Genomic DNA, 14,898 nt, shown 5'->3' with positions numbered 1-14,898 from the left:
CGCGATGGCGGCCTTGTAAGTCGTTCGTATGGTTGGGAAAACTGGAGCGGGCGAAGGGATTCGAACCCTCGACCCCAACCTTGGCAAGGTTGTGCTCTACCCCTGAGCTACACCCGCTCTCTTGTCCGTCTGGCCGGCGCCGTGGGCGCGTCCGTCGGTGGCGCTGGTAAACACTATCCCGGCCGGGGATGCAAGCGCCGAGGTCGAATTTTTTGCGCGGCTCACCAAAGCTCGGCCGGAGGCTGGCCGCCGTGGATTTCGTCGAGACGGGCGCGGGTGGCGCGGGTGGTGTCGGCCGGCAGGGCGTCGAGGGGGAAGAAGCCGGCCTCGGCGATCTCGCGGTCCGGCCGCTTCGGGCCCGTCACCGTGAAGGCCGGGACGATGTAGACGGCGATGTGGTCGCGGCGCAGTGCGCCTGGGTTGAGGAAGAAGCCGTGCAACTGCAGCGGGGCATCGGGCGACACCACGATCTCGGCCTCCTCGCGGAACTCGCGCGCCATCGCGGCGGGGCCGCTCTCGCCCGGATCGATCCCGCCCCCCGGCAGGTGCCAGCCCGCGACATAGGTATGGCGCACGAGGCACACCCTCCCCTGCCCGTCGATGGCGACGCCGCGGACGCCCAGCGTCATGCCGCGCGTGAACAGTGCGACCCGCAGGGACAAGCGGTGGAGCCAGGGTCGGTCGAGATTCGGGATCATGCCCGCCTTGTAGATGGCGGCGCTTCGCCCGTCGCGCCCCGGCTCGCTCACACGACCTTGAGCGCGATCGCGCCCACGCCCTCGATCCGCGCGCTCATGGTCTGGCCGCGTTGCACGGCCCCGACGCCCGAGGGCGTGCCGGTGAGGATCAGGTCGCCGGGATGCAACTCGAAATAGGTCGAGAGCAGCGCGACCTGCTCCGGCACCGACCAGATCATCTCAGAGAGGTCACCCCGCTGGCGCTCGGCACCATCGACGGCCAGCGTGATCGCGCCGGAGCGGGGGTGGCCGATGACGCCCGCCGGCCGCAGGGCGCCGATGGGGGCGGAGAAATCCGCCGCCTTGCCGAGCTCCCAGGGGCGCGCCTGCCGCTTGGCCTCGTCCTGAAGGTCGCGCCGGGTCATGTCGAGGCCGACCGCGTAGCCGTAGACATGGGTGCCGGCGGTCTCCACCGGGATGTCGCGCCCGCCCCGGCCGAGGGCGGCCACCAGCTCCACCTCGAAATGGTAGTTTTCGGTGCGGGGCGGATAGGGATGCTCGACCGTCACGCCCTCGGGCACGACCTGGAGCGTGTCGGCCGGCTTGAGGAAGAAAAAGGGCGGGTCGCGCTCGTCGGCGCCCATCTCGCGGGCATGGGCCCGGTAGTTGCGGCCCACGCAATAGACCCGGCGCACGGGAAACAGGTCGGAGCTGCCGTGGATCGGCAGCGCCGTGCGCGGCGGGTTCGGGATCACGGACAGCATAGCGCCTCAAGCCTCGTCTTCGGTGGGACGGCAAACACGGTCGGATCGGGCGGCGATCCGCTGCGGAAGGAGAACCCGCAAGCGCCCGGTGCGTGCCATTGCCCCGCATACCTTTCCCAGCATTCCCCTTCCCCCATCCTCGGCCCTCGGTGCAAATGCCGTTCCCCCGGCCTATCTGAGCCGGACGACGCCTTCGTTCGTCCCCGCCTCCGCCATCCATCGATGACCGCTCCCCTCTCCCACGATCGCCTGCTGGCCACCCTCTCCGAGCGGCTCGGCCGTCGGCACGTGCGCACCGATCCGGCCGATCTCGCGCCGCATCTCGTCGAGTCGCGCGGGCTCTATCGCGGCCATGCGCTGGCCGTCGTGGCGCCGCGCACGACCGAGGAGGTCGCCTTCACCGTGCGAACCTGCGCCGAGGCGCGGGTGCCGGTGGTGGCGCAGGGCGGCAATACCGGCCTCGTCGGTGGCGGTGTGCCCTTCGGCGGGATCGTGCTGTCCCTCAACCGCCTCAACCGGCTGCGCGCGGTCGATCCCCTCGGCGCGAGCATGACGGTGGAAGCCGGCATGATCCTCGCCGATGTGCAGGCCGCCGCCGACGCGGCGGGGATGTTGTTCCCGCTCTCCTGGGCGGCGGAGGGCACCGCGCGGATCGGCGGCGGCCTCGCCACCAATGCCGGGGGCTTGGCGGTGCTGGCCTACGGCAATGCCCGCGACCTCGTCCTCGGGCTCGAAGTCGTGCTCGCCGACGGACGGATCTGGAACGGGCTCAAGGCGCTGCGCAAGAACAACGCCGGCTACGATCTCAAGCACCTGTTCATCGGTTCGGAGGGCACGCTCGGCATCATCACCGCCGCGACCCTGAAGCTGTACCCCAAGCCCCTTTCGACCTGCGTCGGCTTCGTCGGCCTCGCCTCGGCGCGGGCGGCGCTCGCCCTGTTCGCGCAGCTCCGGGCCGGCGCCGACCGCGGGCTGACGGCCTTCGAGTACATCCCCCGCTTCGGGCTGGAGATGGTGCTGAGACACGGCATCGACGTGCGCCCGCCGCTCTCCGGCTCCCATGCCGCCTACGCCCTGGTGGAGTTGTCCTCGCCCCGGCCCGGCTCAGACACCCGTGCCGAGATGGAAGCCTTGCTCGCCGAGGCGATGGAGGCGGGAGGGGTCGAGGATGCGGTGATCGGCGCCAGCGCGGCGCAGGACGCTGCCCTGTGGCGCCTGCGCGAGCTGCTGCCCGAGGTGCAGAAGGCGGAGGGCGGCTCGATCAAGCACGACGTCTCGTTGCCGCTTTCGCGCCTCGCCGACTTCCTGGACGAGGCGAGTGCGGCCTGCGAGGCGGTAATGCCGGGCCTGCGCCCCTGCCCGTTCGGGCATTTCGGCGACGGCAACATCCACTTCAACCTGACCCAGCCGGTCGGCATGGAGAAGGCGGAGTTCCTGAGCCAGTGGGGCCGCTTCAACACCATCGTTCATGGCATCGTCGAGCGCATGGACGGCTCGATCGCCGCCGAGCACGGCATCGGCTTGATCAAGCGCGACGAACTCGCCCGCACCGCCGACCCCGTCGGCCTCGACCTGATGCGCCGCTTGAAGGCCGCCCTCGACCCACACGATGGGCTCAATCCGGGCAAGGTGGTGGCCCTCTCGGACGATCCGCCGCCGGCTCTCCCGGTCTGAAAACGGGTGTGACGGGGCGCACGCGGGAACGCGTACCGGCCTCGGCGGGTTGTTGTGCAACGCACAAGATGGCTGCATGATCCGGGTCACAGGGCCGGGAATCAGCCTTGCGCGCAACCGGAATGATGCCCGGATGATGAGATCGTTAACCTTTGCGACCCGACAATCGCCCTCTACCGGGACCGGTGGCGGAGCGGTCCGCCTCGGTTTCGTCGCATGACGATTTTAGGCGCTCGTTCCACATACTGCAGTGCGGTGCGCTCTTCCTGGCAGGTGACGCGCTGCAACGGCGGGCGGTGGGAGCGCGTCGTCCGGCCTGCATCCTGGGACACGCGTCCCGTCCGCACCGACTTCGAAGGAGACCATTGATGCCCGTTTCACAGGCCCGGGTGCCGACCGCGGAAGCCAGTCGCTACCTGAAGCAGCTCTGCCGCCATTGGAGCCACAAATTCCCGGTCGAAGAGAACGGCGACAAGGGCCGGGTTCCGTTCGGCGAGGACCGGATCTGCACCTTCGAGGCGAGCCCCGACGCTCTGGTGATGCAGGTGGCCACGCCCGACCCGGCCGGCCTGACACGGCTGGAGAATGTCGTCTCCGACCACCTCCTGCGCTTTGCCTTCCGCGAAAATCTGGGTGACATCACGTGGTCGCGCGCGGCTTGAGCCAGGGATCGGTCTGACGGGATCGGTTGCGGGCCGGGAAGACGGCGCGCGGCGAGACAGCCTGGAGAACCTATTCCATGAGCCAGACGCCGGGCACGGCCGCCCTCCCCTTTACCGAGCGCCTCGACCGGCTGGCGGAAGTCGCCGTGCGGGTCGGCCTCGGGCTGAAAGCGGGCCAGGAACTGGTGATGACGGCGCCGCTCGAAGCGGTCCCGTTGGCCCGCGCCATCACCGAGCAGGCCTACAAGGCCGGCGCCGCGCTGGTCACCACCTTCTACGCGGACGACGCCGCGACGCTGGCGCGCTTCGCCCACGCGCCCGATGAGGCGTTCGACCGGGCCGCCGGCTGGCTCTATGCCGGCATGGCGGACGCCTACCGGAGCGGAGCGGCCCGGCTCGCGATCTCGGGCGACGACCCGTCCCTGCTGGCGGGGCAGGACCCGTCCAAGGTCGCCCGCGCCAACCGTTCGCGCTCGCAGGCCTACGTGCCGGCGCTGGAACTGATCGCCGGCTTCTCCACTAACTGGACCATCGTCTCGGCCGCGACCAAGCCCTGGGCGCGCACGGTCTTCCCCGACCTGCCCGAGGACGAGGCGGTCGCGCGCCTCTGGGACGCGGTCTTTTCCGCCTCGCGCATCGACGGACCGGACCCCGTCGCGGCCTGGGGCGCGCATAACCGCGATCTTGGCCGCCGCACCGAGCGGCTCAACGGCGCCCGCTTCTCCGCCCTGCGCTTCCGTGGCCCCGGAACCGACCTGACCGTGGGGCTCGCCGACGATCACGAATGGTGCGGCGGTGCCACGACCGCCAAGAACGGCATCGTCTGCAACGCCAACATCCCGACCGAGGAGGTGTTCACCACGCCCCACCGGGCGCGGGTGGAAGGGCACGTCGCCAGCACCAAGCCGCTCTCCTACCAGGGCACCCTGATCGACGACATCCGCGTGCGCTTCTCCGAGGGGCGCATCGTCGAGGCGAACGCGCGCACCGGCAGCGACGTGCTCGCCAAGGTACTCGACACCGACGAGGGCGCCGCCCGCCTCGGCGAGGTGGCCCTGGTGCCCGCCTCCTCGGCGATCTCGGCCTCGGGCCTGTTGTTCTACAACACGCTCTACGACGAGAACGCCGCGAGCCACATCGCCCTGGGGCAGGCCTACTCGAAATGCTTCCGCAACGGCGGCGACGGTCTGAGCGAGGCGGATCTCGCCGAGCGCGGCGCCAACCGCAGCCTGATCCATATCGACTGGATGATCGGCTCGGCCGAGATCGACGTGGATGGCCTCACCGCCTCGGGCGAGGCGGTGCCGGTGATGCGCCGCGGCGAGTGGGTCTGACGCGCCTGTCCTCGACGCAGGATCGGCCGAGACCACGTTCGGTCTCGGACCCTTCCTCACCGGTCCCGTGGCGTCGGTTCCGGTGGTCTTGCAACGGGTGCGAACGATGGTGGACAGCGAGCCCGAGCGGACAGCGCCTCCCAGTGTGACGGGGCCCGTTGGCCGGCGCGAGGATCAGGCCGGGACGGCGGGCTATGACAGCGGGTACCTTCTCCATCCTGGTCATTGACCAGTACGCGTGGCACGCCCCCATCCTCGATCCGCTCGCCGATCTGCTCTCGGCCCGCCATGACGTCGTGCGCCTCTCGATGGCGGCTTTCGAAGACGGACAGGAGGCAGCGGGCCGGGGCGCTGACCTTGTCATCGTCGCGGATGCCGGCACGGCGGTCGTCCTGCGGCGGAGCCTGCCCGACGCGACGATCCTGCATGTCGGGCACGGTCTTATCAGCAAGAACGGTCCGGCCATGGCGTATCACGCGGCCGATTACGTCTGCGTCGCGAGTGCGGCGATCGCCGAGCGCCTCACCGCGCAGGGGCATGTGCCGCGGCGGGCCTATCTTCCGACGGGACTGATCCAGAGCGATCTCCTGTTCCGGAACACGCCGCGCGCGCAGGGTGTCCGGGTCCCCGGTTGCGCGGTGAGTATCGTCTACGCCCCAACCTGGACGCCGCTGCTGTCATCGGCCGAGATGCTCGGCGACGATCTCGTCGCGCTGATCCGCGGGGACGAGGCCGGGATCGGGATCGTCATCAAGCCCCATCCCCATATCGCCGTCAGCGCGCCGGACCTGATCGAAAGGTGGCGCAGTCTCGCCGAGCGGCACGCGAACGTCGTGCTGCATCCGCCCGATTCCGACCTGATCCCCGCCCTGCTCGGGGCCGACCTGATGATCTCGGACGCCTCCAGCGCGATCTTCCATTACCTCGCCCTGAATCGCCCGATCGTGCTCATCGACAATCCCGAACGGTTCGCGTCGCCGCTGAGTTACGACGCGGAGGGGATCGAGTGGCAGTGGCGCGACATCGGTCCCCGCGTCGAGCAGGTCGACACGCTGCGTGCGGCGGTGACCCGGTCCCTCGCCGAGCCGAACCGGTACGAGGTGGCGCGCCTCGCCCGCCGGGCGGCTCTGTTCGGTGCGTTCACCGACGGCTGCGCCCGCGTCCGGGTGGCGGCCGCCGTGGACGAAATCCTGAAGGAGGGAGGCCGGGCGTGAGCGGAGCGGGAACAGCGGGTGTGAGCGGAGCGGGAACAGCGGGTGTGAGCGGAGCGGGAACGACGGGCATGAGCGGAGCGGGAACGACGGGCATGAGCGGAGCGGGAACGACGGGCGCGTCCGTCTACGCCAAGGTCGTGGTCGATCTGCTCCATCCCGGCCATGTCCGCTTCTTCGCCGCGGCCCGTGCCCTGGGCGGGCGACTGACGGTCTGCGTCGTCCCCGACGCGCGGGTGGCGGCCTACAAGGGACGCCCGCCGGTTCTCACCCTGGTCGAGCGCGTCGAGATCGTGGCGGCCTGCCGCTGGGTCGATGCAGTGGTCACCGACGGTCCCCGCGTGATCGACCGCGCCTTCATGGCGCGGTTCGGCTACGACCTCTACGCGTTCGGCGCGGCCCACGAGGCCGAACTGGCCACGAAGCTTGCCGATTGCGCCGATTTGCCTGAAGCGATGCGCGCGGTCGTACCCTATACCCCAGGCATCTCCTCGACGCTCCTGCGCCAACGCCTGACCGCCGGTTAGACGCAGGGTGCGGTCACGACGCGGACGATTCTAGCGGCCCCTCAGTGGGTTTCGCCTTAGGCAGCATGTTGGGCCGCCAGCGGCGGTGCATCCAAAGCCACTGGCCGGGATGCTCGCGCACCCAGCCCTCGATCACGCGCGTCATCGCCTGCATCGCGCCCTGAACCTCGATCAGCCCGTCGGGGCCGCGGGGCAGGTCGAGCGGCGGCGTCAGTTCGAGCAGGAAGCGCCCGCCGGCCTTGCGCACCACGCGCGCGCCGTGGACCGGGCAATCGTGGTGCCGTGCGAGCTTGCCGAGCAGCGGGTTGACCAGCACTGGCCGGCCGAAGAACTGCACCACGACGCCGCGGGTGAAGTGCTGGTCGATGAGCTGGCCGAGATGGCCGCCGCGCTCCACCACGCCCTGCATCGCGAAGACGGCGCCGGGACCGGAGGCCGCCAAGCCCCCCATGGTCTTGCGGCGCACCTCCTGCACGAGCTGGGCGGCGGCCGGATTGTTCGGCGGCCGGAACACCGCGGTGGTCTCGAGCCCGAACTTCTCCGCGCAGATCGCTGGCAGCTCCCAGTTGGCCAGATGGGCCGAAAAAATAAGCCCCGGCCGGCCGTCGTCGCGGATCGCGAAGAACTGTTCGAGCCCGCGCACCTCCATGCGCTGGGTCGCGAGGTTCTCCGGGTCGTAATCGAAGATCGTGTCGAGATGAGCGTATTCGGCGCCCGTGCGTCCGAGATTGTCCCACGCCTCCCCTGCGATCGCCCGCAATCGCCGCTCGTCCTCCTTCGGATAGGCCGCGCGCAGGTTGTCCATCGCCGTGCGGTGCGAGGGCAGGAACGGGCCGATGAGGCGAGCGAGCCGGCCGCCGGCCGTGCTCGCCCGGTCGGTGCCGAGCATCCGCGCGAGCAGGAACACCGCCCGGATCAGCGGGATGGTCGCGAGACCCGCCAGCCGAGGCAGGTTCCGCTGCAGGATCAGCGCGAGGCGCAGCACAGCCGGTTCATTCAGAGAGCAATCGGTGGAGGTTTCCAGGCGGCATAAAGTATTTTTTCCGGCCAAGCGAGCACGCTTGCCGCGAAACGGCAGAGGCCGCCGACCCGTCTGAGCGGATCGGCGGCCTCCGGACGGAATGGCGCTTGGCGGTCGATCAGACGAAGTGCTGGCCGCCGTTGATCGTCAACGTCGAGCCGTTGACGAAGCCGGCCTCGTCGCTGGCGAGATACTGGACCGCGTGGGCGATCTCGTCGGCCTCGCCGAGGCGGCCGGTCGGGATCGTCGAGATGATCTTGTTGCGGATGTCTTCCGGCACCGCCATCACCATCTCGGTGGCGATGTAGCCGGGGGCCACCACGTTCACGGTGATGCCCTTCGCGGCGTTCTCCTGCGCCAGTGCCTTGGCGAAGCCGATCACGCCGGCCTTGGCCGCCGAGTAGTTGGTCTGGCCGGCTTGGCCCTTCTGGCCGTTGATCGACGAAATGATGATGATGCGCCCGAAATTGCGCGAGCGCATTCCCTCGATCAGCGGACGGGTGCAGGTAAACATCGAGTCGAGGTTGGTCTTGATGACCGCCTGCCACTTCTCGAAGGTCATCTTGTGAAAGGCGCCGTCGCGGGTGATGCCGGCATTGTTCACCAGGATGTCGATCGGGCCGAGTTCGGCTTCGATCGCCTTGATGCCGGCCTCGCAGCTCGCGAGATCGCCGACGTCGAACTTGAACACCGGTATGCCGGTCTCGGCCTTGAAGGTGTTGGCCGCCTCGTCGTTGCCGCCGTAATTGGCGGCGACCTTGTAGCCCTTGTCCTTCAGGCGCTTGGAGATCGCGGCACCGATGCCGCGCGTTCCGCCCGTGACGAGGGCGACGCGTTCCTGAGCCATAGTTTCCTCCGTGGTCCCGTATCGGGTTATTGTTAAGCCGGTTCGCGAAACACCCGCTAGGCGTGCGGCGGACAGGGCAACGATCCTGTCACCGCCTTCGCGGGGGCGGGGCGCCGCGCGCCATCCCCGCCTGTTTATCCGGGCGACCGCGGGCCCGCATCGCATTTAAATTTCACAAACCCTCAAGCTGATTTCGTCAAATTCAGCTTGAGGTCTGGTGTGGGGAGGGCGTCGAGCGCCCTCCCCGGAGCCGGTCGCTCAGACCCGCTCGACACACATGGCGACACCCATGCCACCGCCGATGCAGAGCGTGGCGAGGCCCTTCTTGGCGTCGCGGCGCTTCAGCTCGTGCAGCAGGGTGATGAGGACGCGGGCGCCGGAGGCACCGATCGGGTGGCCGATGGCGATGGCGCCGCCATTGACGTTCACCTTCTCGTCGTCCCAGCCCATGTCCTTGTTCACGGCCAGCGCCTGGGCGGCAAAAGCCTCGTTCGCCTCGATCAGGTCGAGGTCGGCAGGCTTCCAGCCGGCCTTCTCCAGAGCCTTGCGCGAGGCCGGGATCGGGCCCGTGCCCATCACCTTCGGATCGACGCCCGCGGTCGCCCAGGACACGATCCGGGCGAGCGGCGTGATCCCCCGGCGCTCGGCCTCGGAGGCCGACATCAGCACCAGCGCGGCGGCGCCGTCGTTGAGGCCCGAGGCGTTGGCCGCGGTCACGGTGCCGTCCTTGGCGAAGGCGGGCTTCAGCTTGGCCATCGCCTCGACGGTGGCGCCGTCGCGGATGTACTCGTCGGTGTCGACGACCGTGTCGCCCTTGCGGCCCTTCACGGTGACGGGGACGATCTCTTCCTTGAAGCGGCCTTCCTTGCGGGCGGCCTCGGCCTTGTTCTGCGAGCGGACCGCGAACTGGTCCTGCTGCTCGCGGGTGAGCTGGAAGGCCTGGGCGACGTTCTCGGCGGTCTGGCCCATGTGGTAGCCGTTGAAGGCGTCCCACAGGCCGTCCTTGATCATGGTGTCGACGAGCTTGAGATCACCCATCTTCTGGCCGCCGCGCAGGTACTGGGCGTGCGGGCTGAGCGACATCGATTCCTGGCCGCCGGCCACGATCACCTTGGCGTCGCCGTTGGCGATCTGCTGCATGCCGACCGCGACGGTGCGCAGGCCCGAGCCGCAGACCTGATTGAGGCCCCAGGCGGTCGCCTTCTCGGGGATGCCCGCGGCGATGGCGGCCTGACGGGCCGGGTTCTGCCCGGCGGCAGCGGTGAGCACCTGGCCGAAGATCACCTCGTCCACGTCGTCCGGCGAAACGCCCGCCCGCTCCAGTGCGGCCTTGATCGCCGTGGCGCCGAGTTCGTGGGCCGGCACGGAACCGAAGGCGCCGGCGAACGAGCCGACCGGCGTGCGCGCCGCTCCGACAATGACGATATCTTCACTGGCTGCCATCGTGACGTTCTCCTCATTCGGCGGCGCGATATTTGGTAGACCAGAATGTCTGGAGCGCGGCCTGCCGTTCATCGGATGAAGAGCGCACACCTCACGAAGTCAAGCGTGCTTACGGACAACATGGGCGGAACGTCGCACGGACGGCCGCGCTCGCTTGCGCCGGATTTGACGGGGACAGGGATAAATTGCTGTTTTCGCCGCGTCGCGAAAGCCTTAAGGTTGGTTCCGACGAATGTAGAGCCCTGCCGGCGCAGGCGGGCAGCCGATCATGGCGGAGCGTTGAGCGTTGCGCAGACTCATGAGCGAAGCGGGAGGTGTCGCAACGATGGCCGAGAACGGCAGGGCGCATCAGACCGTCATCAAGAAGTACGCCAATCGCCGGCTCTATCACACCGGCACATCCACCTACGTCACGCTCGAAGACCTCGCGACGATGGTGCAGAACGGCGAAGACTTCATCGTTTACGACGCACGATCGGGCGACGACATCACCCGTTCGGTGCTGACGCAGATCATCTTCGAGCAGGAGAACAAGGCCGGCGACGACAACCTGCTGCCGGTGGCCTTCCTGCGACAGCTGATCCGCTTCTACGGCGACAGCATGCGCACGATGGTGCCGAGCTTCCTCGAATTCTCCATGGCCAACTTCGCCAAGGATCAGGATGGCCTTCGCGAGAAGATGGCCCAGAGCTTCGGCCCCTCCGCCTTCCAGCAGGCGCTGCAGGAGCAGGTGCGGGCCAACATGACCTTCTTCGGCGATGCGATGAAGATGTTCACCGGCGGCTTCGGCCCCGGCGGACCGCCGACGGGAACGATGCCCGCCACGCCCTCCGCCCCTGCTCCTGCGCCCGCCGTCAGCGGGCCGACCGACCTCGACGAGTTGAAGAAGCAGATGGCGGAGATGCAGGCCCGCCTCGAATCGCTGGCGCGCAAGTAGGGCCTCGTCCCGAAGGACGCTTGCCGCGCGTCCGGCCGGACGAGGCCGGCGAGCCCGCGCTCTCTTTCAAGCCTAGAGCATCGTCCCGGATACGAGATCCGGGACGATGCTCTAGGCTCTTGTTTTCGCATCACCTTTTCCGGGAGCCGGCAGCCGCTTTGCGGGATGGTGCTCCGGTGGCGCGAGACAGATCGTTAAGATCCGGTTAACGTCGGCCCCGGCTTTGCACGAGAGCGCGTGCGAGGCCGGAGGTTTGACGCGAATGGACCGTTTCGAGACCGATTGTGCCGATCAGGACCATGGCGTCCGCCCGGACTCGTCCTCGCGCGCCCTCGTTGCCGAAGCGCCCAGCAACGCCGGTCCCCGCATCCGGGGAGGCCGCCCGCTGGCGGGCTTTCTGACCCAGCTGATCGTCAGCGCCGATCCCGCCTTGCGGCCCGCGCGCCTCGAACGCACGAAGGCCGCAACCGCGCTCTACGCGCGGAATGCGGCCTTCGCAAAACAGGCCTGACGGCCGGTTCCTCACATCGCTGGCAGGACACCCGTCGCGCCGTCGCGGCCCGAGAAAGGCGGTCGGCGCTCGGGCGGTATCCCTACGCCTCGGCGGACTTCACCTTCAGCACCTGACGGCCGCGGTACATGCCGGTCTTCAGGTCGATGTGGTGCGGACGGCGCAGTTCGCCCGAGTCCTTGTCCTCGACATAGGTCGGGGCCTTGAGGGCGTCGGCCGAGCGGCGCATGCCGCGGCGGGAGGGGGAGGTCTTTCGCTTCGGAACGGCCATGGGAGTGTACCTCAGGCAAAAAGGGCGCCCAAGGCATCCTCATGTCTGAGGATCGCCGATGGCACCGCGTTGAGTAACGGAGATTCGAGGCGGGCTGTATAACCGCAGGAACGGCGACTGGCTAGAGTGCCGGCTTCTCTATGGACAGGCCATCGCGTCAAGGCGTGACGGCGGCGGCCGAGGCCTCCAGGATCGGAGCGGGCTCGGCCGGTTTGCGCGCCGCGACGGCGATCGCCGGACGCGGGATCGCCGCGAGCGCGGTCTCGGAGGGGCGGCGCGGCGGCAGCGGCACCTCGACGGCGTCCACGGCGGCCATCGCCTGCGTTGCGGCAGCCTGCGGGGCGGCGGCTTGCTGGAGAGCGACCTGCGCCGGGATGGGGGCCTGCGGCTGCGGAGCGGTGGGCTGCGTCAGGCTCGCGACCGGCACAGGCTCGGCGGAGAGAGCGGTCGGGCGACGCGGCGGCAGCGGCACCTCGACGGCGTCGGTCGGGCCGGGGCCCGGCGCGGCGTAGGCCAGCGCATGCTGGGCGCCCCCGGCGGGCGCGCTGCCGCGCAGGGCGAACATGCCGTCGAAGCCATTCGCGGACCGGGCATTCGCGCCGGCGGGCGGCGTGGCGGTGGCGACGGTCGTCGTGCCCGCGTCATCCGGCGGGGTGGCGTCGATGCCGAGGCGCTTGGCGGCGTAGTAGTAGCCGCGATTGTAGTAGCGGTAGGCCTGTTCCAGATCGCCCTTGGCGGCGCGGTAGGCGCCGGCGAGGTAGGCGATGCCGTATTTCAGGTTGGTCTCGGGATTGTAGAGCCCGGCCGCGTCGCCGGTATAGCCGAGGCCGCGGGCGGTGGCATGCTTGATCTGCATCAGGCCGAGCGCCGAGCCGCCCTTGGCGCGGGCGTTGTAGTTGCTCTCCCGCTTGACCACGCGATGGACGAACGCCTCGGGCACCTTGTTGGCCCGCGCCTGCTCGGCGATCAGCGCATCGATGTTGTCCCGTGCCGCCTCCTGGGCGAAGGCCGACGCCGGGGCGGCGGCAAGAAGGGCGGCGAGGACAAGACGCATGGGGGACCCGGTCGTTTTGGGTGCCGCGCTCCGTCTCCCGTTGGCCGGCGACCCGCTCTCGAGCGGGTGGGTGCCGCGGGAGCCGGGCGAGGATCACTCGTTACGGCTCAGTTTGTTTCTCCTGGGTCGGGGCCAAATGAGGCGGGAACGTGGAGTCCGGGCAAATCCCTGCGGATGCCGATGCCCGCGGCGCCGGCCCTGTCGCAGATGGGGCACAGCCCTCCGCCGAGCCGCCCGTGCCGATTTCAGGCGTCTCCGAACACGAACCGGTTGATCGCGCGGGCGAAACCGTCCTCGTTGTTGTCCAGAGTCACCGAGGAGGCCGCCTGCCGGACCGCGGGGGCGGCGTTGCCCATGGCGATCGACAATCCGCTCTCCCGGAACAGGGCGATGTCGTTGGCCGCATCGCCCAGCGTAGCGATTCGCTGCCGCGGGAGGCCGAGCTGGCGGCCGAGATCGGCGACGAAGCTGCCCTTGTCGATGCCGGGCGGCGTCACGTCGAGGTAGTAGGGCTGCGAGCGATGCACGGCGGCCCGCCCGTCCAGCTCCGCCGCGAGCGCCTCTTCCAGCCGCGCGAGCCCGGCATGGTCGCGGCTCACGCCGACGATCTTGGCCGCGCGGCCGAGCAGGGGCGACAGGTCCGGCACGACGCTCGGCTCGGTCTGCAAGGTGCGGCGCTCGAGGTCGGTATAGGGGGCTTGGTCGTCGCGCAGGTTCCAGGCGCTGTCCGCGAACACCCAGAGGTCGATCCCGGCCGCGTCGAGGCGCGCGGCCGCCTCGCGGGCGACCGATTCGGGGATCAGCCGCTCCGAGATCGGCCGGAGATCGGGCGTACAGACGGTGCTGCCGTTGAAGGCGCCCAGCGGCAGCCGCAGATCGAGCGCCTCGGCGAGGTGGCGCAGGCCGGCCGGCGGGCGGCTTGAGGCCAGGGTGAAGCCGATCCCGGCGGAGCCGAGCCGCCGCACCGCCTCGATCGCAGCCGGCGTGAGCCGCTTGTCGTCGGTAACGAGCGTTCCGTCGACGTCGGAGACGACGAGGGCGATGGCCATACTCTCTCCTATGCGCAGATGTCGCCCGCGGGGATGTCGAGCCGGGTGGCGACCGCCGCGACGATGGCGTCGGGCCCCTCCTCGATGCCGACGGTGATCGGGTCTTCCTCCGCGCCGGGTGGTTCGAGGGCGGCGAACTGGCTGTCGAGGAGCGAGGCCGGCATGAAATGGCCGTGCCGCGCCCGGATCCGGTCCTGGATGACCGCCCGGCTCCCGTCGAGGAAGACGATGCGCACCCGCTGGGGATCGCCGATCAGGGCCCGGCGGTAGGCCCGCTTGAGGGCCGAGCAGGCGACCACGGCGTTCTCTCCGGCCGCGATTCGCGCGTCGATCCAGGCACGGATGCGACCGAGCCAGGGCTGACGCGCCGCGTCGTCGAGCGGGAGCCCGTCATGCATCCGGGCAATGTTCTCGGGCGTGTGGAAATCGTCGCCGTCGGCGAAGATCCAGCCGAGCCGCTCGGCCAGCAGCGCGGCCACCGTGCTCTTGCCGGAGCCCGAGACGCCCATCACCACGAGGACGGTCGGGGCAGAGGATCGGGAAGCGGTCATCCAACGCCTTGCATCCAACGCCTTGAAAGAGCGATGCGGGCCTGCGCCGGACGCCCTGCCCCGTCGTGGATGGGGCGGCGCCGGCTTGGCCGGACGCAGACAGGTAGTGGATTTCGGCGTCGGGACCATCCTCTGCCCTTTCTCCCCCTGCCTTCGATTCGATCGATCCGCGTCCCCGATGAGGGCGGGATCCGTGTGGGCTACGGGGAAAGGCGTCCCCGCTCGGTGCTCCCCGGCCCGGTGTGGCGGCCTCGCCACGGACAGCTTGACCGGTTTCGGCTACCCACCCCGATGAGAAAAACCGTCAGGCGGCCTGAATGCGCGCTCTAGCCATTGCTCTCCTCACCGCTACGGCGGTGTCGGGG

At 69.5% G+C, this 14,898-nt stretch carries 16 protein-coding genes and 1 tRNA gene; 7 read left to right on the top strand and 10 right to left on the bottom strand.

Going from position 1 to position 14,898, the window contains the following annotated elements; genetic code table 11:
* Positions 1 to 42: 42 nt before the first annotated feature.
* From E4V01_RS23055 to E4V01_RS23045, 3 genes are all read right to left on the bottom strand, one after another.
* Positions 43 to 117: transfer RNA gene (locus E4V01_RS23055), tRNA-Gly, on the bottom strand.
* Between the two features lie 104 nt (positions 118 to 221).
* The gene (locus E4V01_RS23050) at positions 222 to 698 is read right to left on the bottom strand and encodes an NUDIX domain-containing protein (protein WP_193763287.1); all 477 of its coding nucleotides are present in this window, start codon (positions 696 to 698) and stop codon (positions 222 to 224) included.
* 47 nt (positions 699 to 745) lie between these two features.
* The gene (locus E4V01_RS23045; RefSeq protein ID WP_135299974.1) at positions 746 to 1,441 is read right to left on the bottom strand and encodes a fumarylacetoacetate hydrolase family protein; all 696 of its coding nucleotides are present in this window, start codon (positions 1,439 to 1,441) and stop codon (positions 746 to 748) included.
* A 222-nt stretch (positions 1,442 to 1,663) separates the two neighbouring features.
* Here E4V01_RS23045 and E4V01_RS23040 point away from each other — a divergent pair, with 222 nt between their 5' ends.
* From E4V01_RS23040 to E4V01_RS23015, 5 genes are all read left to right on the top strand, one after another.
* Entirely contained in the window at positions 1,664 to 3,115 is a 1,452-nt protein-coding gene (locus E4V01_RS23040) for an FAD-binding oxidoreductase (RefSeq protein WP_135299973.1), read from the top strand.
* Between the two features lie 368 nt (positions 3,116 to 3,483).
* Complete coding sequence (locus E4V01_RS23035) at positions 3,484 to 3,777, top strand: DUF2218 domain-containing protein (RefSeq protein WP_135299972.1); 294 nt, start codon at positions 3,484 to 3,486, stop codon at positions 3,775 to 3,777.
* A 77-nt stretch (positions 3,778 to 3,854) separates the two neighbouring features.
* The gene (locus tag E4V01_RS23030) at positions 3,855 to 5,111 is read left to right on the top strand and encodes an aminopeptidase (RefSeq protein ID WP_135299971.1); all 1,257 of its coding nucleotides are present in this window, start codon (positions 3,855 to 3,857) and stop codon (positions 5,109 to 5,111) included.
* 194 nt (positions 5,112 to 5,305) lie between these two features.
* The gene (locus E4V01_RS23025) at positions 5,306 to 6,325 is read left to right on the top strand and encodes a CDP-glycerol glycerophosphotransferase family protein (protein ID WP_060770804.1); all 1,020 of its coding nucleotides are present in this window, start codon (positions 5,306 to 5,308) and stop codon (positions 6,323 to 6,325) included.
* Positions 6,326 to 6,417: 92 nt separating this feature from the next.
* Positions 6,418 to 6,849, top strand: coding sequence for an adenylyltransferase/cytidyltransferase family protein (locus tag E4V01_RS23015; protein ID WP_193763286.1), 432 nt, complete (start codon positions 6,418 to 6,420; stop codon positions 6,847 to 6,849).
* Positions 6,850 to 6,862: 13 nt separating this feature from the next.
* Here the strand turns inward: E4V01_RS23015 and E4V01_RS23010 are convergent, their stop codons facing one another.
* From E4V01_RS23010 to E4V01_RS23000, 3 genes are all read right to left on the bottom strand, one after another.
* Positions 6,863 to 7,834, bottom strand: coding sequence for a lipid A biosynthesis lauroyl acyltransferase (locus E4V01_RS23010; RefSeq protein ID WP_135299969.1), 972 nt, complete (start codon positions 7,832 to 7,834; stop codon positions 6,863 to 6,865).
* Between the two features lie 154 nt (positions 7,835 to 7,988).
* Positions 7,989 to 8,717, bottom strand: coding sequence for an acetoacetyl-CoA reductase (gene phbB, locus E4V01_RS23005; RefSeq protein WP_135299968.1), 729 nt, complete (start codon positions 8,715 to 8,717; stop codon positions 7,989 to 7,991).
* Positions 8,718 to 8,975: 258 nt separating this feature from the next.
* A complete protein-coding gene (locus E4V01_RS23000) occupies positions 8,976 to 10,160 on the bottom strand; it encodes an acetyl-CoA C-acetyltransferase (RefSeq protein ID WP_003601364.1) in 1,185 nt (394 codons plus the stop codon).
* Between the two features lie 325 nt (positions 10,161 to 10,485).
* On the opposite strand from E4V01_RS23000, the gene phaR reads away from it, so the two are divergent.
* Positions 10,486 to 11,097 carry a polyhydroxyalkanoate synthesis repressor PhaR gene (phaR, locus tag E4V01_RS22995; RefSeq protein WP_135299967.1) on the top strand — a complete coding sequence of 204 codons (612 nt, stop codon included), beginning with the start codon at positions 10,486 to 10,488 and terminating at the stop codon, positions 11,095 to 11,097.
* Between the two features lie 262 nt (positions 11,098 to 11,359).
* Positions 11,360 to 11,608: a hypothetical protein gene (locus E4V01_RS22990; RefSeq protein ID WP_135299966.1), complete on the top strand. Its 249-nt coding sequence runs from the start codon at positions 11,360 to 11,362 to the stop codon at positions 11,606 to 11,608.
* Between the two features lie 82 nt (positions 11,609 to 11,690).
* Here E4V01_RS22990 and rpmF read toward each other — a convergent pair whose 3' ends face one another.
* From rpmF to E4V01_RS22970, 4 genes are all read right to left on the bottom strand, one after another.
* Positions 11,691 to 11,879, bottom strand: a complete 189-nt coding sequence (gene rpmF, locus E4V01_RS22985) for a 50S ribosomal protein L32 (RefSeq protein ID WP_003601373.1) — start codon at positions 11,877 to 11,879, stop codon at positions 11,691 to 11,693.
* Between the two features lie 157 nt (positions 11,880 to 12,036).
* On the bottom strand, positions 12,037 to 12,933 hold the full coding sequence (locus tag E4V01_RS22980) for a transglycosylase SLT domain-containing protein (protein ID WP_135299965.1): 897 nt from the start codon (positions 12,931 to 12,933) through the stop codon (positions 12,037 to 12,039).
* 245 nt (positions 12,934 to 13,178) lie between these two features.
* Positions 13,179 to 13,982 (bottom strand): Cof-type HAD-IIB family hydrolase, encoded by an 804-nt coding sequence (locus tag E4V01_RS22975; protein ID WP_135299964.1) that lies wholly within the window; start codon positions 13,980 to 13,982, stop codon positions 13,179 to 13,181.
* Positions 13,983 to 13,990: 8 nt separating this feature from the next.
* Positions 13,991 to 14,533, bottom strand: coding sequence for a gluconokinase (locus tag E4V01_RS22970; RefSeq protein ID WP_135299963.1), 543 nt, complete (start codon positions 14,531 to 14,533; stop codon positions 13,991 to 13,993).
* Between the last annotated feature and the right edge of the window lie 365 nt (positions 14,534 to 14,898).

This window comes from Methylorubrum sp. Q1 (assembly GCF_004683995.1).
In the GTDB taxonomy this organism is placed as follows: domain Bacteria; phylum Pseudomonadota; class Alphaproteobacteria; order Rhizobiales; family Beijerinckiaceae; genus Methylobacterium.
This window is presented reverse-complemented; position numbering and strand designations above follow the sequence as displayed.